This is a genomic window from Methanocella arvoryzae MRE50, from assembly GCF_000063445.1.
Classification (GTDB): Archaea; Halobacteriota; Methanocellia; order Methanocellales; family Methanocellaceae; genus Methanocella_A; species Methanocella_A arvoryzae.
The window spans coordinates 2,251,039-2,270,734 of record NC_009464.1; the positions used below are offsets into that span (position 1 = coordinate 2,251,039).

Sequence of the window (19,696 nt, forward strand, 5' to 3'; positions counted from 1 at the left end):
GTATGCAGCCCGGTGGTTAAAAGGCTTTCGTAGTCCTGCAGGCAAAAAGACAGCACAGTGTTCATTGGCGTTCGCGAGACCTGAATTATTTCAGACTATGACAAAAATAGTTCTGGCTACACAAGGGTTATAAGGATGGGGGCTAATATTGTCAGGGTATTTTTATGACCGAGTATATCTACATCGACGGCAGGTTCTACGACAAGGAGAACGCCAGGATATCGGTTTTCGATCATGGCCTTTTATACGGTGACGGTGTCTTCGAAGGGATCAGAGCGTACAACGGCAGGGTGTTCAAGCTCGATGAGCACGTGGACCGCCTGTACGACGGCGCTAAGGCGATCATGCTCACACCCACGCTCTCCAAGGACGAGATGAAGCAGGCTATCCTGGAAACGCTGAGAAAGAACGAACTTAAGGACGCATACATTCGCCCTATCATCACCCGGGGCATGGGCGACCTGGGCCTCGACCCCAGAAAGTGTGCTAAGTCCAGCGTCATCATCATCGCGGTCACCTGGGGCGCCATGTACGGCGACCTGTACGAGAAGGGCCTGACCGCCGTGTCCGTATCTGTCAGGCGCAATGCTTCCGAGGCACTGCCGACTAACATCAAGTCGCTGAACTACCTGAACAACATTCTCGCCAAGATCGAGGCCAACGAGAAGGGCGGCGACGAGGCGATCATCTTCGACGTCCGGGGCAACGTGGCCGAGGGCTCGGGCGACAACATCTTCGTCATCAAGGGCGGGAAAATCTACACTCCCTTCATCCAGCAGAACCTGAACGGCATCACCAGGGCCAGCGTTCTGGAGCTTTGCGACAAGTACCGGATTCCGCTTGTCGAGCAGAACCTGGGCTACTTTGACCTGTATACCGCAGACGAGGTCTTCGTCACCGGCACTGCCGCTGAAATCGGCCCCATCACGAAGATCGACGGCCGCATCATCGGCGACGGCAAGCCGGGCCCGATCACCAGAAAGCTTATGAAGGCTTACACAGAGCTTACGAAGACTACCGGAACGCCCATCTATTAGGCGTTCCTACAACCTTTTTTGAGCCTTCGGAAGGTACGGATGCTCAGCCAGCAGCCTTTCTCACACTGAGATCCGGCATATTTTCTGACGGCCTGCAGGACACTTCTCCGGGCTTTTCTCCGGGGAACTTTTATACGCCATGATTCTCATATATTGACTGTTGGCCAACCGCTAAGGCCGGCACCACTATCTGCTGAGGACGGAAACGCCCGATGAACGACTATCTTGCTCTCGCACCTGTCATCCTGCCGGTGATCGGCGCCCTGATCGCGCTCGCAGCCTACCGGTTTTATAAAAAGGCCTTCGAAGCCTTCGTTATTGTATACTCCGTCTTCCTGTTCACCATCAACCTGGGCTACCTGCTCCTGCTACACCAGGGCATGAAACCGCTGTCGTACGGGCCGCTAACGCTGGACGCCTCAGGCATGCTGATCAGCACCGTCGTCTGCTTCCTGGGCACCCTGGTCATGTTTTACTCCTTCGCCTACAAACGAAGGCCTCAGTATGACAGCACCTACTTTGCCGCCTACCTGATGATGATGGGCTTCATGAGCGGGCTCGCCTGTTCGAGCAATGTCGTGATCATGCTCATCTTCCTCGAGGCCTCGACCGTCATCAGCGCCGTGCTCGTCCTCTTCGGGAGAACCAAACGCTCGATCCAGGCCGCCACCGTCTACCTGACCATCAGCATCTTCGAAGTGCTCTTAGTCATGTACGGCGCTTTCATCCTCTACAATCACACCGGCTCCTTCGACGTGCTGACCAGCATGTCACTAATCCCCGACAGTGACAAGTTCCTGCTCGCGCTGCTGTTCCTGTTCGGGTTCGGCACTAAGGCAGGCCTGCTGCCTCTCGGCCTGATCTGGCTGCCTCCCGCTCACTCGGAAGCCCCTCCGCCGATCAGCGCCACCATGTCGGGCATCCTCATCAGCGCCAGCGTCATCGCCATGATACGGGCCGTCTACCCGTTCTACGGGTCCTCCGGCTTCGACACCCTCATGCTCATCGTGGTGGGCTTCGGCGCCCTCAACCTGATCGTCGGCATGATCATGGCCCTGTTCCAGGAAGACCTGAAACGGGTGCTCGCATACTCCAGCATCAGCCAGATGGGCTACATCATCATGGGCCTCGGCCTGGCGACCACTCTGGGAGCCTACGGTGCCCTGTTCCACATCACCAACCACATGCTGTTCAAAGGCGCCCTGTTCCTGATCTCCGGAGCCCTCATCCTCGGCGTCAATACTCGCCAGCTGCACAAGATGGGTGGCTTGTGGAAGCGCATGCCTATCACGGCCATCTGCTTTGCGATCGCAGGACTCGCCATGGCCGGCCTGCCCTTCCTGAACGGGGCTGTCAGCAAAGGGGCCATAGAAGAGGCGACGATGGAAGCGGCACATCTCTGGTGGGGCTACGAGTGGTTCGCCTACCTGCAGATACTGGGCAGCATAGTGACCTTCGCCTACCTGTTCAGGGCCTTCTACCTGATCTTCCTGGGCAAGGAGAAGCCGGGATTCGAGAAATCCTCCGACCCTCCCCTGTACATGCTCCTCCCCATCCTGATCATGGTGGCGCTCTGCGTAATTCTGGGCCTGTTCCCCGGACTCGTAGAGGGCTTAATCCAGATGGCGGCCGCCTCGCTGCTGCATACGGGTGTATGAATGGCAGAAGACCTTGTCGAAGCCCTGAAAGCCCGCCTTAAAGGCATTCCTGCAGACCGGATCGTCTTTGTGGGAGTCGGCAACAGGTTCCGGGGCGACGACGCCGCCGGGCCGCTGGTCATTGATCTGCTGGCTGAAAAGGTGCCTCACGCCATCGACGCAGGCAGCGCCCCTGAAAACATCACGGGAGCGATCAAGAAGCTGAAGCCGAAGGCCATAGTCATCATCGACGCGCTGATTTTCAAGGACGCCCCGCCCGGCAGCGCCTTCATCGTGGAAAGCGAAGAGATCGCCCAGAGAGGGTTTTCACATACGCTGTCGCTGGACTTCGTAATGGACTATCTGCGAGAGGATACCGGGGCGGACGTATTCTTAATCGGCGTGCAGCCCGGATACCTCGGGGACACGGAAGGCTTATCGCCCGGCATGCGGGAAGCATTAGAAAAGATCGCAACTACAATACTTGATGCGATAGCGTAGACCCGGCTGAAAACTATCCGGGCGATTGTTCAGTCACCTGACTTCAAAGCCCTGGTGCCCCGCTCTCTCTATCTCCGTCACCTTTATGTCCCTGACCTGGGATACGACCGGCCCCTGCCGGAGCAGTTCCAGCAGCTTGTCGATCTGGTGATCGTCGCCTTCGAGGACCGCGTGCACCTTACCGTCAGGCATATTTTCGACGTAGCCCTTGATGCCGAGCAAAAGCGCGTTCTTTCTGGTAAAAGCCCTGTAGCCGACCTTCTGGACCCGGCCGGAGATCAGCACGTCTACCGCTTTCATATCCGCCCTGAAAGAAAAAGTGGCCGGAGGAATCTCCGGCGTCTTACAGGCTCAGCTTCCACGGGTTGAAGCTGCCGAGGCCAAGCGTCTTGTTGGTCTTCTCCATGGACTTCGCGCCGTCCTTCTCGATGCCGGTCATTGCCCTGATGCAGTCGATGTTCTCCGGAATGACGTCGGACTCCTGGTGGATGGCCTGGAACAGGTTAAGCTCGCCTTCCTTATCCACAGAGACTGACTCTTCCCATATGACGTTCTCCATCATGTCGTTCCTGGGCCTGCCCAGTTCACGGCCGAACTCGATGACGTCGGCGGTGGACTTGATGTTCAGCCAGGGCGGTATGAGCCAGATTCTCGGGTACTGCTTCAGCGTGGCGATCACGTCTTCTCTGGACGGCGTCTTGTTCAGGTTCATGTTGACGTAGTGCATGTGCATCAGAGTCGTCGGCAGCTTGACGGCTACCGTGTCGATCTTGATGTGCGGGAGCACCGTATTCACGTCCGGCCCGTGGTGGGACGGGAGGTGGATCGGGTCGGGCACGATGGCGTTGATAGGCCCTCTCTTGATGTCGTTCGGGTCGCCGCCCCGGCGCATCATGGTCGCCCTGACCTTCTTGATGCCGTAGGCCTTGTCCAGTGCATACAGGAGACGGCAGAGGCCGGTGGTGTTGCAAGATACGACCCGGACGAACTGCTTGCCGATCGCCTGGTCGTAGTTCGCCGCCGCGTTGAAGGACGTGCCGGCGACCTCGTGCTCTTCGCCGCCCTGGAAAATGGCGGGCTTGTTGAGCTTCTCGTACAGCTTCTTGTTCTCCTCGCCGATGCCTTCCGGAGCGCAGTCCACGATGATGTCCGCCTTCTTGATCATCTCTTCATTAGAGCCCGCGATGGATAAGCCAGCGGCCTTGAACTTAGATTCGGCCTTTGCAGGGTCTACGGCGTAAATAGCATAGCCCTTCTTAGCGGCGACGTACGCCTCATAGTCCGGCTTAGTCTTGGCGATTCCTACCAGTGTCATGTCATCCTGGCGCATGACTGCGTCTGCAACACGTTTTCCAATCGTACCATAACCGTTGAGCGCGACTTTGATCTTGTCTGCCATGAAAACTCCTCTTGCAAATATATTAAACACGTATGATATTATATTTTACTAAAAGCCGATAGGACAGTATGACCCGGTAGTATAAGAAGGTAATCGTCATAAAAGCGAAGAAACAGGGCAACTCCAGCCTGATATGCTGGATATCGCCTTCGGTTTTACGGTCCCTAAATAGATTTATACGATCAGGCGACTCTATGTTATCGCATGGCCAACGTTAAGCGGCTAATCTTCGACGTCATTGTCGGGGCGTACGTGATCATAGCCTTATCGATCTTCTTACCGTGGGTGCTCCTGTCCATAGCACCACATAACGGCACCTTCCTGGCCATCTGCGACTTCCTCGGATGGTTCTACTCATACATGTGCCACCAGCTGCCCTTCCGCACGCTCTATTTCAACGACATCAGGATGCCGGTTTGCGCCAGGGACACTTCGATATACCTCGCCACCGCCCTCGGCCTCCTGTTCTTCCGGCTGAAAGGCTACGGCACGAAGGAGTTCAAGATGAACTACGTGCTGCTCGTCCTGCTGTTTTTACCCACAGCGCTGGACGGGTTCACCCAGCTCTTCGGCTTCCGGGAGAGCACCAACCTCCTAAGGCTCATCGCCGGCTTCCCATTCGGGTTAGGCTACGCATACCTCATCGTCTGGGCACTACCGCTTATCTACGTGCTCATCGACCTGATCCTGGCGGCCAAAAACAACGGGGATACCGACTCGGTGATCAAGCGCATTAAGAACATGGTCTGGCCCTTTAAATGAAATACCATAGAGGTACCTCCGACCACGACAGTACTGCTCGCCTTTTCTCACCGCAGAGGTTCACGAAGTGGTTATTTTACCACAGAGGCACAGAGGTTCACAGAGCTACTGGTTTACCACAGAGGCACAGAGGTTCACAGAGACTCACAGAGATTTACTTAATAGATGATTGACCTTTTATCCTTATAATAAAAAATCGCTCTCTGTGTTTCTCTGTGCCTCTGTGGTGAACCGTTCTCTGTGTTTCTCTGTGCCTCTGTGGTGAAAAAAGCCGTGTCGGGCTATGGTTTCAAAATTTCACTTGGCGGTGTTATCGGGGCCGGCCGGCTGCTGCTGTTGTTGCTGCCCCGCATTTGTCGGGGGTACGTAGGGGGCGCTGCTGAATATTTCTTCGAGGTACGGCAGTACGTAGAGGGCGCTGGCGAGGCCGAAGATGGCGCCGGTGACAATTCTCCACTCACTGGTGCTCTCCACCATCCAGATGAGCTCGAAGCCGGGCCCGATGCCTCTGGGGAGGGGTACGCCGAACAGCTGGGCGAAGCCGTCTATGGCCATGGGTATGCACAGGATGACGAAATATTTCAAGCTCCAGATCTTGAGCCGCTTTCTAATGAACGCGAAGGATATGCAGCCGGCGAGGAACGCGGCGTAGATGGCGAAGCACCTGGAGCACACGGTCATCTGGTAGCCGAACAAGAACAGTGACCTTTCGGGCAGCTGGTGGCAGGTGATCGTGTATAGGACGAATATGATGTGGGCGATCGACTGTAGAATCGGGTTGCCTGTGGCCATCAGGTAGGGGTAGCCTACGATGGGTATGACGAAGAGCAGGACAAGCGCTGTTAATATTAGCAGCCAGTGTTTCGCTAATACCATCACGAAATCGACAATCTTATCTTCCGCCTTCATACCCACTGAAGTCACCTGCGGAATAAGAGTCTGCGATAGTTTATATCTTTAATCCTTTCACCTCGCCTGTGGGCATGTCAGTCGCAGGCATCGCAATCACAGGTCGAAATCGTGGCTTTCCTGGCCTTCCGCCGCCATCTCGGGGACTACGATGCCGAAGTAGTGGGTGACGAGGACGAGGACGATGGCGCCGAGGAACAGCCCCGAGATGCCGAAGACGAGGGGGCCGAGAACATACGCGAACATGAGCAGGCCGGAGTGTACCTGGCCTCTAGCCATGAATGGCTGGATCACGAAAGACGGGATGGTCAGGACGAACACGAAGATGGCGAGGACCATGAACAGGAAGTACCCGAAGTGGGTGAACAAAGTGCCCGCTATCAGGCTGCTGATCAACAGGTACAAGAACAGCGGGCCTGCCACCAGCCACATGCCCACGATGGGTATGAGCGCAGAAACGCCGCACAGTATTCCGAGCAGGATGGGGGAGGGGATCTGGAGCGACGGCACCGGGGCGAAGATGCTCAGCCCCTCGAAGACGACTGCCGCTATGATGGCGAAGAAGACGATGCTGAGCAGGTTGCCGAAGAACAGCTTCTGCAAGTCGGCGTCCACGGCGCTGGCGTACCGGGGCAGCAGCCTGTTATGCTCGTCCATGAGCTTCGGGAAGGTGCCGGCAAACCACCGCTGCATGTGGGCATCTTCCTTGAGCATGTAGAAGCCCACGAGGAAGATGATGAACAGCTTGAATGCGATGTCTACGATCGTGCTCCCGGTGGAAAAAGCGATCGCCTGTAGCAGAGGCAGGTTACCGGAGTACCCGGATATCGTCTTATACCAGTCCTGCCTGGTGATGTCCGTGACGCTCTCCAGCGTGAAGTTGCCGCTGGTCAAGTTGCTGTGCAGCTGGGAAAACGACGTGGTCATGTTGGTCAGCGGCCCGGAGGGCAGCGCCGCCGTCAGCCCGTAGCTGTTGACCACCGCCATCAGCTGGGACATGCCCACCAGCAGCGTGTAGGCGATGAGGATGATCAGGGGCAGCGCCAGCATGAGCAGGCTTACGCTGACCAGAATGCCCTCGTTCTTTATGTACCGGCTCAGCCACTGCTTGATTGGCCGGGTAATGTAGTATACAAAGATGCCGTAGACGAACACGTCGAGGAACGGCCGCAGGATCCATACCAGGAGCAAAACGAGCGCTATGCCCAGAAGCAGCCATTTGGCCTTGAATACCTTGGAGATTAAGCCTGCCACGAGAATATAATAATGTTTATAAACCTTAAAAAAGTTATGTAGATGCCATGAGCGACTTTTTTAAAGGCAAGAAATGCTCGATCTGCGGCAAAGACGCCACCTGCGCCCACTTCGGCAGGTTCCTCTGCGGCTCTAAAGAGTGCATCGACGAAGCCCGGGAATCCAAAGAATGCGTGGGCAAGACCATGGGCCCGCAGGGTCCGGTCAGCGCCAAAGACCTGCTCAAGAAGCCTTAATAGTCCGGGCTACCCTGGCAGGGCTTACAGGTGTAAGTCATGCTTCTCGTGCCCTCCCCTGGCCATCTCGGGGACCACTACGCGGAAGTAGTGGGTGACGAGGACGAGGACGATGGCGCCGAGGAACAGCCCCGAGATGCCGAAGACGATGGGCCCGAGGGTGTAGGCGAACATGAGGAGGCCTATGTGGAGTTTCCCGTGGCCTACGTATGGTCGGATCAGGAGTTCGGGCAGCGTCTGCACGAAGAGAAGTATTGAGATCACGATGACGAGGAAGTACGCAAGGTTCGGCATCAGGGTGCCGGCCATGAGGCTTCCGATGGCCAGGTAGGCCAGCAGCGGCGCAACTACCAGCCACATCCCGATCACCGGCAGCAGTGCAGAGGCGCCGCACAGTATTCCGAGCAGGATTGGGGAGGGGATCTGGAGCGACGGCACAGGGGCGAAGACGCTCAGCAGCTGAAAGACGACAGCCGCGACCACCGAGAAGATGACGATGCTGAGCAGGTTGCCGAAGAAGATCGCCTGCAGGTCAGCATCGACTGCCTTGCAGTACCTGATGAAAACACCGTTATGCTCTTCGATCAGCCGGGGGAAAGTATTGCAGAACCACTCCTTGAGGCGGTTGTCGTCTTTAAGCAGGTAATAGGCGACTACGAATACGAGGAAGAGCCTCAACAGTATGTCCACGAAGGTCGTGCCTGCCGCTATGATGATCTGCTCGACTTCAGGCAGCCAGCCGGAGTACCCGGAGAGCGCCTGGTACATCTGCTCCGGGGTCAGGTTAGCGAGATCGACCTCGGTGAGCCGGCCGGCAGAGAGGTTGCTGTGCATGCTTGAAAAGGAAGCCGTGACGTTCGCCAGTATCCCTGCCGGTATCGCCGACATCAGCCCCTGGTCGTCGACAACGGCGAGCAGCTGGGACATGCCGATCAGCAGCGTGTAGGCCACGACGAGTATCAGCGGCAGGATCAGCAAAGTCAGGCAGGCAGTCACCAGCAGCGTCTCGTTCCTGATGTGCCGGCTCAGCCTGTTTTTGATCGGCCGGGAAATATAGTAGATGAAGATGCCGTAGACGACTATATCGAAGAAAGACCTCATGATCCAGAACAGCAGCAGCGTCAAGGCTATGCCGATCAGAAGCCATTTCGCCCGGTAAATCTTCCCCAGTAAGCCAGACACGTCAGTAAAAATGCATATAATGGTTAAATACCTTATGTAATTGCCTTAAAATGAATTACGAAGTTAAATCTGACTCTGATTTGCGAATGGGCTTTAACCAAATCATATTCAAGTGCTTGCACTCATATTCCCGGATGCCCGGAACACTCTACCAGTGATATCGCAAAAAGGAGTAAAAAGGAAGACTATGGCATCACCTCAAAGGGAGATGCCGTAGATTTCCCCGTACTTCTCTTTCGCGTAGCGAATGAAGTGGTCCTCGGAAGGCTTTTCGCCAGTGGCGTTCTCGATCAGGTCCGAGGCGCAGTAGCGTTTACCGTGCCTGTGCACGTTGGCCCGGAGCCAGTCGAGGAGTGTTCTCGTATCGCCGGAGGCGATCCTGTCCTCCAGGCCGGGGATCTTCCGCCTGGCGGTGTTCCATAGCTGGGCGGCGTACAGGTTGCCCAGAGCGTACGTGGGGAAGTACCCGAACGAGCCCCACGCCCAGTGGACGTCCTGCAGGCAGCCCCGGGCATCGTCGGGGACTTCGATACCGAGGTACTGCTCGAACCGGTCGTTCCAGAACTCAGGTATCTCGCCCGCCTTCAGCCTGCCTTCGAAGATAGCGGACTCGATCTCGTACCGGAGCATGACGTGCAGGTTATAAGTCAGCTCGTCCGCATCCACCCGGATGTGAGACGGCCTGACCTTGTTGATGCCGCGGTGGAACGCCTTGAGAGAAAGCCTCTTCATGCCCGGGAAGGTCAGCTGCATCTGTGGATAGTAAAACGTCCAGAACGGCAGGCTGCGGCCCACGATGTTTTCCCACAGCCTCGACTGGGACTCGTGGATGCCCAGCGAAACCGATTCAGCCAGCGGGGTGCCATAATACTTCTCCCTGAAGCCCTGCTCGTACAGCGCGTGGCCGGTCTCGTGGATGGCGGGGAAGATGGCGTAGACTGGATTCTCTTCCTCGTACTTGACAGTGATGCGGACGTCCCTCGCCGAACCAGTGGTAAAGGGGTGGGCGGAGATATCTATGCGCCCGCAGTTCAGGTCGTAGCCGATCCCGAGGCACAGGTTCGTGATGAACCTGCGCTGCACGTCCCACGGGTAGCGGACCGACGGCATGGCACACTTCGGCTCTGGAGCGTTCAGGACCTTATCCACCACGGGCACGAGCTTAGCTTTCAGCCGGGAAAAAAGCCCGTCCAGCTCCGCCGATCTCATGCAAGGCTCATATTCGTCGAGCAGAGCGTCGTACGGCCGATCCTCATAACCCACGTGCTCCGCCTCCTTCACCTTGAGATCGATCATCTTTTTGAGCCAGGGTGCCATGATCTTGAAGTCGCTTTCCTTCCGGGCCCTCGCCCACGCCTCCACTGACATGGAGCCGGTATGAGCGATCTCCTTGACGAGCTCCACAGGCATGCTCGACGCACGCTGCCACTTGCGCTCCGTCTCCCGCAGGATCACCTGGCCATCTGCCGAGAGTTCCTGCTTTTTCAGGGCTTTGATCAGGCTGCCCATCTTCTTAGACGTCAGCCGCTCATGAATGATCCCGATAATGGCCGCCTTCTGCCTCGCCCGGTCCGGGGCGCCGCCCGAAGGCATGTAAGTCTGCTCGTCCCACCCGAGAACGCTGACAACCTGCTCAAGCGTGCTCAGGTCTCTGACCATCTCTAAGAATTCCTTGTACTCCTTACTCGCTGGCATTAGCCCCAACTTTCGGGTTAATCAGACATGAACTTTCGGGCGAAGCCCGGCAGGAAGAGCGGTAAAGGTTGATATATACGACGAGTAATGATGGTTGAGACAGGGGAAATGAAGATCGAGATAAGGGCAGAACGGGCCGGTGACGAAGCGTCTATCCGAGAAGTCGGCTTCCTCGCTTTCGGGGATGACGGCAACATCTGCATCGTCGACGTCCTGCGAAAATCGCCGTCATACGACAGGGAGCTATCCCTCGTATCCGTCATCTCCGACAGTATTGTCGGCCCCGACAGTATTGTCGGCCCCGACAGTATTGTCGGCCATATCCTGTTCAACCCGATGGTGATCCGGACCCCGGACGGCGAAGTGCCTGCCCTGTACCTCGGCCCCATCGCCGTCAGGCCTGAGCTTCAGCGGCAGGGCATCGGCTCGGCGCTCATGCGGGCGGGGCTGGAAAAATGCAGGGAGAAAGGGCACCGGATCGTTTTACTCTCCGGTCACCCAGAATACTATCCCCGGTTCGGCTTTACGCCGGCCAGAGACAGGGGATTGGAAGCGCCAGAGTGGATACCAGATGAGGCATTCATGGTGCTCGAACTTGTGCCGGGTGCCTTGAACGGCGTACGCGGAACGGCTATAATACCTTACGAGTTCCCCGAATCGGAGTAACGATGCATCTTATGCCAGTGAACGTAAACGATCGCCAGTTTATAGCACTAATTTAGCGACGTTATACCCTTTTCTGGCGCCGATGGCCGCCGCAACCGTTTCGCACTTGGCCCGGAGCAGGTAGGCCATGTTTTTGAACCCGCGCTCGCCCAGCGACTCGTAGTTGGCCATGCCCTTGCTGATGATGAGCGGATACGTCTCCAGCGCCTCGATCAGCTCGGCCGGGGCTTCCTCGAGGCTGACTCCCACGGCGTTGGAGCCAGTAGTCAGCACCCTGTCGACCTTTTTGTCCAGGCCCATGCGGACCACGTCTTCCATGGTGACGTCGGTCAGTATGTACTCTCCCCTGACAACTAAAGTGACCTTTGCGCCGAGAGCCTTCAGCTCCTCGATGAGCAGTTCGTCGAAGTAGATCTCGCCGCAGTTGTCGACAATGTAGAGAACGTCGCTGTTCATGGCGAGCTTCCTGATCTCCGCCGTGTGGTCGATGTCAAGGCCCTGCTCCACCATTCTCTCGTAGAAAGCCATGAAGTCCCCGGTTTCCACGTCATGCCCCTGCACTCCGAAGTCGAAGGTGTTGCCGATGATGGTGGCCAGCACTGCGAGCCGGAATCTCTCTTCGGGCATCAGCCCGTCCATCTGCTGCCTGACATAAGGCACGGCCTCCATGGCCAGCTTGTTGCTCAGGATCTTCAGCTCCCTGTACGGGTCCTTATCGCCCAGGATATTGTAGGCTTTCCGGTGGATGCCCGTGGAAATTTTGATGGCGTCAGCGCCGGGGTAGAAGTTCTCGTTCAGGAACTCGAGGCCTCCCTGTACTGCCTTGAACCGCAGCTCGGGGTCTTTCGTCGAAAGCTCCGCCTCGTAGAGCACCCTGTTGAGCAGGCAGGGCGCGCACTGTGGACTCGTCTTCATGGTATCAGGAGTCAGAGTGGAGTTTGATCAAAAATACTTTTCCGGACGGTAAATTGCTGCGGGGCATACCGTCAGCATCCGGATACAATCCCCTATGAATTTTATATATTTATGGGGCCAATCAACTACAGCCATGGAATCTCTGCGCATCGCCATGTTCTCCTGGGAGAGCCTCTACGGCCTGAAAGTCGGAGGGATCGCCCCTCACGTCACCGGGCTGGCGGAGGCGCTGGCCGGCCGGGGCCACGAGGTGCACGTGTTCACCCGGGACGGGGGCTGCGGGCCATACGATATCGTCAACGACGTGAGGTACCACAGGGTTTCATGCAGCACTTGCAGCGGGATCGTAGGCCAGATGGACCGGATGTGCGGGGACATGGCAGAGCAGTTGCTCGCGACAGAGCGGCTGGCCGGGAAGTTCGACGTACTGCACGGCCACGACTGGCATCCCGTAACCGCGCTGGCGAGGCTGAAGAGCAAGGCCCGCCGGGACTTCGTCTTCACGTTTCACTCCACCGAATGGGGACGCAACGGCAACAGACATTCTGGCACCTACGAGCACGCAGAAATTTCTCACCGGGAGTGGCTGGCCGGCTACGAGGCGAAGGCTATAATCGTCACTTCTCCCATCCTGAAGCGGGAAGTCCGGTCGCTTTATCGTATTCCGTCAGAAAAGCTGCACCTGATCCCCAACGGCATCACTCCGGGCACTGTCCGCCGCTCTGTCGACGCAGGAGAGATCAAGCGAAAGTACGGGATCCATCCATTCGCGCCCATGGCGCTGTTCGTGGGCAGGATGAGGTACCAGAAAGGCCCCGACCTGCTAGTGGAGGCGGTGCCCCACGTACTGCGCAGGCGGTGGGACGTGAAGTTCCTGTTCGCAGGCGAGGGCGACCACCGGGAAGCCTGCCAGCGAATGGCGCACGAGCTCGGGATAGCCGAGTCCTGCCGGTTCCCCGGCTACGTTCCTGACGACGACCTCAAGGACCTGTATAACGCCTGCGATCTGCTCGTGGTGCCGTCGAGGAACGAGCCCTTCGGCATCGTGGTACTGGAGGCCTGGGACGCCGGCAAGCCCGTCATCGGCACCGACGCAGTCCCCCTCATCGACAACTTCGTCAACGGCATCAAAGCCCGGCTGTATCCTGAATCACTCGCCTGGTGCATCAATGAGGTGATCGGCAAGCCGAAGGCGCTACAGTGGATGGGCGCCCAGGGGCGGAAGATGATTGAAAGAGTATACAACTGGGGCAGTGTGGCTGAGAAGACGGAAAGAGTGTACAGGAGTCTGTAACCTACTAGTAGTCGGACAGGTTAAAGGGCCATATCACAAGCCTTATTAGTTTCATGATCTTAACACTAAGTCTATGAAGCTACCAGAGTGGGACGATCTATCGAGCCTTGAGAAGGGTGCCCTGACGATGGCCACAATAATAGTCGGAGCCTTACTGGTAGTTACCGGATTATACTGCCTGATGATCGTATCGATGGTTTACTGGGGAACCACGAATCAAATACCTGGAAAATACACGTACACAGTGACGATTCAGGACCTCAACAGCTGTACCTCCGACGGCGGGGTCGAGATACTCGTTCCTATACCATATGTAAACGGGCAGCAGGTCTTTTCAGACGAGGAACTCAACGATACCTGCAGAGACTGGCGCTGCGCGGTGAAGATGACCGATTACGGCAAGATGCTCTCGATAACCTGCCCTAACGAGACGCTGTACAATTTTGGGGTGCGCTACACCAAGAATGCTAATAACCTGATACCGGCCAGTTCAGCCAGAGACGTCTTCCCCGGGCCGTATACCGGGACAATCAGTCAGAACTCTGCATTGTTTGACAGAGAGCTGACCGCATATGAAAGCTCTACCCGGCATGCGCCCGCTTATAAAAACTGGATTAATTATAGCGATCCAGATGGGTGGGCTATTGGTAATACCACAGTAGCTATCAACGGCAAGATATGGAAACCTGAAAAGCGCAAGTCGATCGTCGTGGACATGTACTTCGAAGCCCTGGGGCCTGTGCCAGATGGCTGCCAGCCCCCACAATACCTATTCTGCTCTTATGCAGAGATGGAGCAGACAAACAATTCCACCTACTCGCCGGTAGTGCTGAGCTATGGGCCATTCTAGTACTCCATGAAAAAATTCAGGAATAATACCTCTCAGACCTTTCCACACTCCCCGACCTCCTCTCTGACCTCTCCGCCCTCCCAGACCTCCCGGCCTGAAAATCCTCCCCGGCCTCCCGGGAACTCCCCGACCTCCAGGTTTTGGGGGCTTCACTTAAAAAACCCTTTTTCAAGAGCCGAATCCTGATTCGATGCCTTAGCCGATTGTACTCAGGAATTGTACTACTGATCGATGGAATTTAACCGGCTCCTCGTCGTGGATCGTGTGCCCACACTCCGGGAACTCTACCAGCTTCGTGTTCGGCCTTTTCGCCGCCATGTCTCTGGCATGATCCGTTCCGAGCACCCAGCTCCTGTGGCCGTGTACCAGTAGCGCCGGGCACTTCGAGGCCAGCCAGTCCTGCCACCAGTCGCCGGCGATCAGTTCCATTGATCTGGCCAGCTTATCGTAGTTGAACCGGAAGCCCCAGCCGTCAGGGTACTCGACAAGGCTCTCCTGGAAGTACGAGTCATTCTTGAAGCCCATCTGCTCAGCCCATTCCAGTACATGTCGCATGCTGTCGAAGCGCAGCGGCCAGCCGTGAGTGGCCGGGCCAAACCTGGGGACGACAGCGCCGATATCCTCGATGATCAGCGCTTTGACTAGATCAGGCTGCCATGCTGCGAGCTGATATGCGTTCAGGCCGCCCAGCGAATGCCCCAGCACGACTGCGGGCCCGAGGTTCAGCTTCTTTAAAAAGATGGCAGCATCCCGAACGTAGGCCTCCCTGGAATAATCGTCAGGCTGCTCGCTCCACCCGTGGCCCCGCTGATCGAGGGCGATCACCCGCCACTTATTATGCAGCGCTTCAGCCAGCCCGGCAAACGACCGGGCACAGCCGTAGTGGCCATGCAGCGCCAGCAAAGGCTCCCCTTTTCCCCCATAATCGACGTACGACAGCCGCACGCCGTCCAGATCTACGAACTGCCTCACAGGCATGCCTGCACGTATGGCGCTTACCGCAGATAAAGTATCGGGGTGTCCGGGGCGAAAGTATAGTTTTTACTGTTACTTTTTGGGCATTAGTCATTCAGATCCTCCGTAGCCTCCGGTTCCTCACTGTTCTCCTCTCTGACCTCCTGACCTCTCTGACCTCTCCCTGAGATCGTTCTCTCTGATCTCCGGCGCCTCGGAAACCTCCCTGTTGTCCGGCTTGCGCACACGTACCATGGAAAATGTGAGGTTGGGGAGTGACCGGAGGTCCGGGAGACTTTTTTCAAACTGGGAGGTCAGGGAGGTCTAAGAGGTCTGAGAGTAGGAATGTGAGGGACCGGAGGATTGGAGAGGGAAAACCGGCTGTCGGGGATCGTCTTGAGAAAGCCTGCGAATGCAGGCGTTCAACAGGCGAAAATCAAGGCAAAGGAACTGTGCAAAATGTTTTAGGAATGACTCGCGGATGAAAAGGGTATTTTCAAGTAGGGGTATGAAAAATTGAAAGTTGGCCCTGAGCAGGTCGAAAATACCGCCAGGCTCGCCAAGGTGCCAAGCCCGCCAAGAGATAACTTTTTCATGGAACGCCAGTGTGCCAGGATCATCAAGCCTTACTAAGCTATTCATATTAATTCTGATCGAAAAAGCCCTTGGCGAGCTTGGCTTCCTGGCGTGCCTGGCGGCCCTATAACCATAGCCGATATAACACATTTTTCATAGTAGTCCGATCGGTGAGCGGCAGTACGCTCAAGTCTGAACAATGAAAAATTTTTCATGCGACTATACTCTGCATCTATCTTTTCGCTACCGGCTGCCTGATCACGGTCTTCATCTTCTCCGGCGCCGCCCGGCGGGGGTCGCTCAGGTATATCTCATGGTGCTTGCCAGTCTTCTCGTAGCCGCTCTCGTCGATGAAAGCATGGAGCTTCGCTACGGTCGGCCCTTCCTCTGAGTAAGGCCCGATGTGCATGATCTGGGCGCACATTCCTTCGGCATACTTTTCCAGCCGGACCTTATCGATGGCAGCCGGGGCCTTCTTTTTCCTGACTTCCGCCACGGCCTCGGCGAACAGGGCTTCGGTCACGAACTCGGGCTGCATCATCATCGACGTCCACTTCCATGCATCCTTGTTCTCGTAGAAGTGCTCCATGTCGTCCGCCCACCACAGGCCTTCCAGCGGCATGACTGCATAGTCTATGCCCTGTCGCTTCTTGATCATGAATTTCAAGGTGTAGGCGAGCGGGAACAGCGTCTCCATGGCATCTACGTACTCCTACGAGGTGCCAGGGTAGCCCTGCCCGTCGATCATCAAATACTGGAGTTCCGGGACTTCGACTATCACCGGCTTCGCCGGCGGATTGTACAAATCCTTGCGCTCTTTCTTATAGTCAAGCTTCGGCATATGATCCCGTATCACTAAGGGAGAGACAAGAAGAAAAAGCTGCCGTCACCGGCCCGGGCGACAGCTGTAATCTGGCGCTCACCGGATAGTCAGTCGGCTGCTGCAGGGTTGAACGCTATGGTCTTCCCGTTTCCACTGACTATCATGTTGAGCGTCTTGAGCAGGGTGCCGTCAGGGAGGCTGACCACTTTGACCTCACTGTGCTCGTGTGTCACATACATGAGCTTGCCATCCGGGGTAATCTCGATCATCATGGGCTTTTCCCCTACGGGGATATAGCCGGCGAGCCCGTATGTCTGCGTGTCCAGCGCGACGATCCGGTTTCCGTCGTAGTGCGCCAGGTACAGGCGGCTGCCGTCGGGGCTGTAAGCCACGCCCTGGTAGGACGTGCCGTTCAGGGAGATAGTCTCCTTCACTGACAGGCTCTGCAGGTCGACGATTGGGACGAAGCTCCCATCCCGTATGCCTACTGCTGCCTGCTTACCGTCCGGGCTGACATCGAGGCCTGCCGCCTGCCCTGCCAAGGCTACCTGCTCACCTTTCCACGTGGTGCTGCCCTGAGGCAGATCTCTGGACAGCAGGTTTATCGTCATCTCGAGTCTGCCTGTCTGCGTGTTGGTCACCTGAAGTGCGCATCTCGCCCAGTCAGTCGTGAAGACGTATTTTCCGTCTTTGCTGGTTCCTATGTCCATGGCGGTGACGCCTTCCACAAAAGCCGACTCGTTGCCCTTACCCCTTGCCAGATCTATGATCGAGAGGCCGCCATCGCAGACGACAAACAGGCGCTTATCGTCAGGGCTGACGGCGAGGTGCCCGGTCGTCGGCGCTCTGGTGGGGATGCTTCCGGTGATCTTATTTGTTCTGGCATCGATTATGGACACGTTACGGCCATTGCTGACGTAAACCCGGCCGCCGTCGCGGCTTACGGCGGCACCGAGCGGTCTTGCAGGCATTTCGATTTTCGCGACGGTGGCACCAGAAGTCTGGTTCAGCACAGAGACGATGCCAGCATCAGCCTGGCATATGTAAGCTCTGGGCTCAGTGAACTTTCCCTGTACCGGCAGGCCTGACAGGCAGCCGGAGAAGGCTGAAAAGGCCAGTACAATAGTACATAACATTGCAATTAGTGCGGTTCGCGAAAGTCTGGACAAGGGCACACCTGCTATATCGATAAAAATATCACGGCCCTGAATATTTAATTTTACTTGCGTATACTATTGATTATATACAGTAATATCCGTGATACTAGTATCCGTGAAACGCAGAGCCGTAAAAAGAAAATGGAGTGTTATTACGCGGTTATTTACTGTAATATCCCGTCCTTCATGAGCAGCTTTTTCGACCCGTCCCTGTACTCGACTTCGACTGTCTCTGAAGGTGCGGTCACGAAGTCCCAGTGCATGTTGCTCATGATGGCGCCGCCGTACCCCTCGCTCATGCCGAAGGCCACGTGGACCGAGCCGCCGATCTTCTCGTCGGTCAGGATGTAGCCTATTGACCTGTCTATTACCGGGTTCAGGCCTATGCCGAGCTCGGCGACTTTGAGGGCGTTAGGTGCTCCGTACTTCTGCATGTCTACTTCCACGAACTTGGAGAGCGTGTCCCGGAGGACCTCCTGCCCCTCCTCCGCCGTGCATTTTTCGGGCACCAGCATGCCATCCTTGAAGTACAGCCGGGCGCCTCTGATGAGCACGCTTCTGGTGAGATCGTCGATGGTGACCGGGCAGTAGATGGTACCCTCGCCATGCGTTTCCACCGGGGCGACGAAGACCTCGCCGGCGGGCAGGTTTCCTCCGACATCGCCGCTCGCCTCTTTCTCCGGGGACCAGGTGGCATCGTCGGGGTTGAGCCTGCGGCCCTCGATGTCCAGCCAGAAGTCAGTGCCGTGCTTATCGGTAACATGCACCCGCCTGGCGCCGTCAAGGATGCTCATGACGTGCTCGCAGTCCGCTCTCAGCTTCTTATAGTCGATGTTGCAGCCGCCGATGACCAGCCGCTCCAGCACGTCCAGGGGCACGTCGTACATTTTTGCCATGCCTTCCGTCGCCCAGCCCATGTAGATCCACGGTTTGCCGGGCTTGCTGTAGATGATCTGCAGAATCGGGTACATGCCCTCTGATCTGGCCTGCAGCTTTTCCCGGAAACTGGTTTTGATGGACGGGTCGCTATATGGCTCTATTACGATGTACTTGTCCATCGCCTCGAGCGCGCCTTTCAGTATTTTTGGCGTGCGCTTGAACTGGTCCACGCTACAAGTCTCTAATAGCCGCTTCTGGTAGTCGTTGGATACCGCCGAGATGAATGGCTGCCCGCCCTTCTTCGCTACCTGGATCCCGATCTCTTCCAGAAATTCCTGCTGGTGGGCGCCGCCTGTGATGTATACGGCTTCGCCGTCAGAAACGTGAATCGCATCTATGATGTGAGCTGCCAGCTCAGGAAACATTTCTCTGCTGACCATGATTATAAGAGATGTATTAAAAGTGATAAAATGATCGCCAGACTTCACCGTTCGCTGAAGCCTGACTGTTCCCCGGCCTGAAACTCGGCCCTATTTCCGCAGGTCTCTAAACATGCGGTAGGCGACGTATACGAAGATCAGCCCGAGCATTCCGGACATGATCCACTCGTTCGTGGAAGCCCCCGGCGTGAGCATGAGCGAGGTGATGTAGTACAGAACCGAGATCTCAATGAGTGCCTCGATGGCCAGTATAGCGTAGAATATCCTGTTCTTCGGCGCTCTCTCCTCCTCGAGAGACTCCAGACGGATGTTGCCAGGCTCGACTCCGAGGAACCGCATGTAGTTGCGCAGCTCCTGCCTGTCCAGGTCGTCTTCGAGGGAGGTTAGCTTCATGCCACGCCTGCGCTCGTTGATCTCTCTCACCTTTCTGTTGACCAGGTCAAGCTTTCGGGCATGGGAGTCCGTCCCCGTTTTTCGGTTCATGAAGTGTACCTGTTTATGATAGAATAAATACGTTCTCGTATACACAG

At 56.5% G+C, this 19,696-nt stretch carries 21 protein-coding genes; 8 read left to right on the forward strand and 13 right to left on the reverse strand.

What is annotated here, in order from left to right; all coding sequences use genetic code 11:
- Positions 1-164: 164 nt before the first annotated feature.
- The 3 genes from ilvE to RCI_RS11130 all read left to right on the forward strand — a co-directional run bounded on the left by ilvE (position 165) and on the right by RCI_RS11130 (position 3,175).
- Complete coding sequence (gene ilvE, locus RCI_RS11120; RefSeq protein WP_012036537.1) at positions 165-1,037, forward strand: branched-chain-amino-acid transaminase; 873 nt, start codon at positions 165-167, stop codon at positions 1,035-1,037.
- Positions 1,038-1,249: 212 nt separating this feature from the next.
- Complete coding sequence (locus RCI_RS11125) at positions 1,250-2,695, forward strand: complex I subunit 5 family protein (RefSeq protein WP_012036538.1); 1,446 nt, start codon at positions 1,250-1,252, stop codon at positions 2,693-2,695.
- The gene (locus RCI_RS11130) at positions 2,696-3,175 is read left to right on the forward strand and encodes a hydrogenase 3 maturation endopeptidase HyCI (protein ID WP_012036539.1); all 480 of its coding nucleotides are present in this window, start codon (positions 2,696-2,698) and stop codon (positions 3,173-3,175) included.
- A gap of 33 nt (positions 3,176-3,208) precedes the next feature.
- Here the strand turns inward: RCI_RS11130 and RCI_RS11135 are convergent, their stop codons facing one another.
- Together RCI_RS11135 and RCI_RS11140 are read right to left on the reverse strand one after the other, a co-directional pair.
- A complete protein-coding gene (locus RCI_RS11135) occupies positions 3,209-3,475 on the reverse strand; it encodes an acylphosphatase (protein ID WP_012036540.1) in 267 nt (88 codons plus the stop codon).
- A 43-nt stretch (positions 3,476-3,518) separates the two neighbouring features.
- The gene (locus tag RCI_RS11140) at positions 3,519-4,574 is read right to left on the reverse strand and encodes a type II glyceraldehyde-3-phosphate dehydrogenase (RefSeq protein ID WP_012036541.1); all 1,056 of its coding nucleotides are present in this window, start codon (positions 4,572-4,574) and stop codon (positions 3,519-3,521) included.
- Between the two features lie 204 nt (positions 4,575-4,778).
- On the opposite strand from RCI_RS11140, the gene RCI_RS11145 reads away from it, so the two are divergent.
- Positions 4,779-5,336, forward strand: a complete 558-nt coding sequence (locus tag RCI_RS11145; protein WP_012036542.1) for a DUF2085 domain-containing protein — start codon at positions 4,779-4,781, stop codon at positions 5,334-5,336.
- 297 nt (positions 5,337-5,633) lie between these two features.
- On the opposite strand, the gene RCI_RS11150 is transcribed toward RCI_RS11145, so the two are convergent.
- Together RCI_RS11150 and RCI_RS11155 are read right to left on the reverse strand one after the other, a co-directional pair.
- Complete coding sequence (locus tag RCI_RS11150; RefSeq protein ID WP_148266605.1) at positions 5,634-6,245, reverse strand: DUF2085 domain-containing protein; 612 nt, start codon at positions 6,243-6,245, stop codon at positions 5,634-5,636.
- A 96-nt stretch (positions 6,246-6,341) separates the two neighbouring features.
- Positions 6,342-7,499 (reverse strand): AI-2E family transporter, encoded by a 1,158-nt coding sequence (locus RCI_RS11155; RefSeq protein ID WP_012036544.1) that lies wholly within the window; start codon positions 7,497-7,499, stop codon positions 6,342-6,344.
- Between the two features lie 47 nt (positions 7,500-7,546).
- On the opposite strand from RCI_RS11155, the gene RCI_RS11160 reads away from it, so the two are divergent.
- Positions 7,547-7,735, forward strand: a complete 189-nt coding sequence (locus RCI_RS11160; RefSeq protein ID WP_048198501.1) for a hypothetical protein — start codon at positions 7,547-7,549, stop codon at positions 7,733-7,735.
- A gap of 24 nt (positions 7,736-7,759) precedes the next feature.
- On the opposite strand, the gene RCI_RS11165 is transcribed toward RCI_RS11160, so the two are convergent.
- On the reverse strand, positions 7,760-8,917 hold the full coding sequence (locus RCI_RS11165) for an AI-2E family transporter (RefSeq protein ID WP_012036545.1): 1,158 nt from the start codon (positions 8,915-8,917) through the stop codon (positions 7,760-7,762).
- 198 nt (positions 8,918-9,115) lie between these two features.
- Complete coding sequence (locus RCI_RS11170; RefSeq protein WP_012036546.1) at positions 9,116-10,612, reverse strand: carboxypeptidase M32; 1,497 nt, start codon at positions 10,610-10,612, stop codon at positions 9,116-9,118.
- 87 nt (positions 10,613-10,699) lie between these two features.
- On the opposite strand from RCI_RS11170, the gene RCI_RS11175 reads away from it, so the two are divergent.
- Positions 10,700-11,278 (forward strand): GNAT family N-acetyltransferase, encoded by a 579-nt coding sequence (locus RCI_RS11175; RefSeq protein WP_197535221.1) that lies wholly within the window; start codon positions 10,700-10,702, stop codon positions 11,276-11,278.
- Positions 11,279-11,317: 39 nt separating this feature from the next.
- Here the strand turns inward: RCI_RS11175 and RCI_RS11180 are convergent, their stop codons facing one another.
- Positions 11,318-12,193 (reverse strand): damage-control phosphatase ARMT1 family protein, encoded by an 876-nt coding sequence (locus tag RCI_RS11180; protein ID WP_012036548.1) that lies wholly within the window; start codon positions 12,191-12,193, stop codon positions 11,318-11,320.
- Between the two features lie 133 nt (positions 12,194-12,326).
- On the opposite strand from RCI_RS11180, the gene RCI_RS11185 reads away from it, so the two are divergent.
- A complete protein-coding gene (locus RCI_RS11185) occupies positions 12,327-13,487 on the forward strand; it encodes a glycosyltransferase family 4 protein (protein ID WP_048198503.1) in 1,161 nt (386 codons plus the stop codon).
- 73 nt (positions 13,488-13,560) lie between these two features.
- Positions 13,561-14,337 (forward strand): hypothetical protein, encoded by a 777-nt coding sequence (locus RCI_RS11190; RefSeq protein WP_012036550.1) that lies wholly within the window; start codon positions 13,561-13,563, stop codon positions 14,335-14,337.
- A gap of 195 nt (positions 14,338-14,532) precedes the next feature.
- Here RCI_RS11190 and RCI_RS11195 read toward each other — a convergent pair whose 3' ends face one another.
- From RCI_RS11195 to RCI_RS11215, 6 genes are all read right to left on the reverse strand, one after another.
- Entirely contained in the window at positions 14,533-15,315 is a 783-nt protein-coding gene (locus RCI_RS11195) for an alpha/beta fold hydrolase (protein WP_012036551.1), read from the reverse strand.
- A 784-nt stretch (positions 15,316-16,099) separates the two neighbouring features.
- Complete coding sequence (locus tag RCI_RS11200; protein WP_012036553.1) at positions 16,100-16,564, reverse strand: GyrI-like domain-containing protein; 465 nt, start codon at positions 16,562-16,564, stop codon at positions 16,100-16,102.
- Between the two features lie 15 nt (positions 16,565-16,579).
- Entirely contained in the window at positions 16,580-16,708 is a 129-nt protein-coding gene (locus tag RCI_RS17520; protein ID WP_269446473.1) for a hypothetical protein, read from the reverse strand.
- Between the two features lie 89 nt (positions 16,709-16,797).
- Positions 16,798-17,826 carry a cytochrome D1 domain-containing protein gene (locus tag RCI_RS11205; protein ID WP_048198505.1) on the reverse strand — a complete coding sequence of 343 codons (1,029 nt, stop codon included), beginning with the start codon at positions 17,824-17,826 and terminating at the stop codon, positions 16,798-16,800.
- A 185-nt stretch (positions 17,827-18,011) separates the two neighbouring features.
- Positions 18,012-19,166 carry an aminopeptidase gene (locus RCI_RS11210; RefSeq protein ID WP_048199276.1) on the reverse strand — a complete coding sequence of 385 codons (1,155 nt, stop codon included), beginning with the start codon at positions 19,164-19,166 and terminating at the stop codon, positions 18,012-18,014.
- A 90-nt stretch (positions 19,167-19,256) separates the two neighbouring features.
- On the reverse strand, positions 19,257-19,649 hold the full coding sequence (locus RCI_RS11215; RefSeq protein ID WP_012036557.1) for a hypothetical protein: 393 nt from the start codon (positions 19,647-19,649) through the stop codon (positions 19,257-19,259).
- Positions 19,650-19,696: the final 47 nt, after the last annotated feature.

Bases quoted from the DNA above. Each gene is read 5' to 3' on its own strand.
- RCI_RS11180 (WP_012036548.1), bottom strand. From the start codon at position 12,193: ATGAAGACGAGTCCACAGTGCGCGCCCTGCCTGCTCAACAGGGTGCTC.
- RCI_RS11210 (WP_048199276.1), bottom strand. From the start codon at position 19,166: ATGGTCAGCAGAGAAATGTTTCCTGAGCTGGCAGCTCACATCATAGAT.
- RCI_RS11135 (WP_012036540.1), bottom strand. From the start codon at position 3,475: ATGAAAGCGGTAGACGTGCTGATCTCCGGCCGGGTCCAGAAGGTCGGC.
- RCI_RS11170 (WP_012036546.1), bottom strand. From the start codon at position 10,612: ATGCCAGCGAGTAAGGAGTACAAGGAATTCTTAGAGATGGTCAGAGAC.
- RCI_RS11175 (WP_197535221.1), top strand. From the start codon at position 10,700: ATGATGGTTGAGACAGGGGAAATGAAGATCGAGATAAGGGCAGAACGG.
- RCI_RS11130 (WP_012036539.1), top strand. From the start codon at position 2,696: ATGGCAGAAGACCTTGTCGAAGCCCTGAAAGCCCGCCTTAAAGGCATT.
- RCI_RS11125 (WP_012036538.1), top strand. From the start codon at position 1,250: ATGAACGACTATCTTGCTCTCGCACCTGTCATCCTGCCGGTGATCGGC.
- RCI_RS11150 (WP_148266605.1), bottom strand. From the start codon at position 6,245: ATGAAGGCGGAAGATAAGATTGTCGATTTCGTGATGGTATTAGCGAAA.
- RCI_RS11190 (WP_012036550.1), top strand. From the start codon at position 13,561: ATGAAGCTACCAGAGTGGGACGATCTATCGAGCCTTGAGAAGGGTGCC.
- RCI_RS11140 (WP_012036541.1), bottom strand. From the start codon at position 4,574: ATGGCAGACAAGATCAAAGTCGCGCTCAACGGTTATGGTACGATTGGA.
- RCI_RS11145 (WP_012036542.1), top strand. From the start codon at position 4,779: ATGGCCAACGTTAAGCGGCTAATCTTCGACGTCATTGTCGGGGCGTAC.
- RCI_RS11195 (WP_012036551.1), bottom strand. From the start codon at position 15,315: ATGCCTGTGAGGCAGTTCGTAGATCTGGACGGCGTGCGGCTGTCGTAC.
- RCI_RS11185 (WP_048198503.1), top strand. From the start codon at position 12,327: ATGGAATCTCTGCGCATCGCCATGTTCTCCTGGGAGAGCCTCTACGGC.
- RCI_RS11200 (WP_012036553.1), bottom strand. From the start codon at position 16,564: ATGGAGACGCTGTTCCCGCTCGCCTACACCTTGAAATTCATGATCAAG.
- RCI_RS11160 (WP_048198501.1), top strand. From the start codon at position 7,547: ATGAGCGACTTTTTTAAAGGCAAGAAATGCTCGATCTGCGGCAAAGAC.
- ilvE (WP_012036537.1), top strand. From the start codon at position 165: ATGACCGAGTATATCTACATCGACGGCAGGTTCTACGACAAGGAGAAC.
- RCI_RS11215 (WP_012036557.1), bottom strand. From the start codon at position 19,649: ATGAACCGAAAAACGGGGACGGACTCCCATGCCCGAAAGCTTGACCTG.
- RCI_RS17520 (WP_269446473.1), bottom strand. From the start codon at position 16,708: ATGCCGAAGCTTGACTATAAGAAAGAGCGCAAGGATTTGTACAATCCG.
- RCI_RS11205 (WP_048198505.1), bottom strand. From the start codon at position 17,826: ATGTTATGTACTATTGTACTGGCCTTTTCAGCCTTCTCCGGCTGCCTG.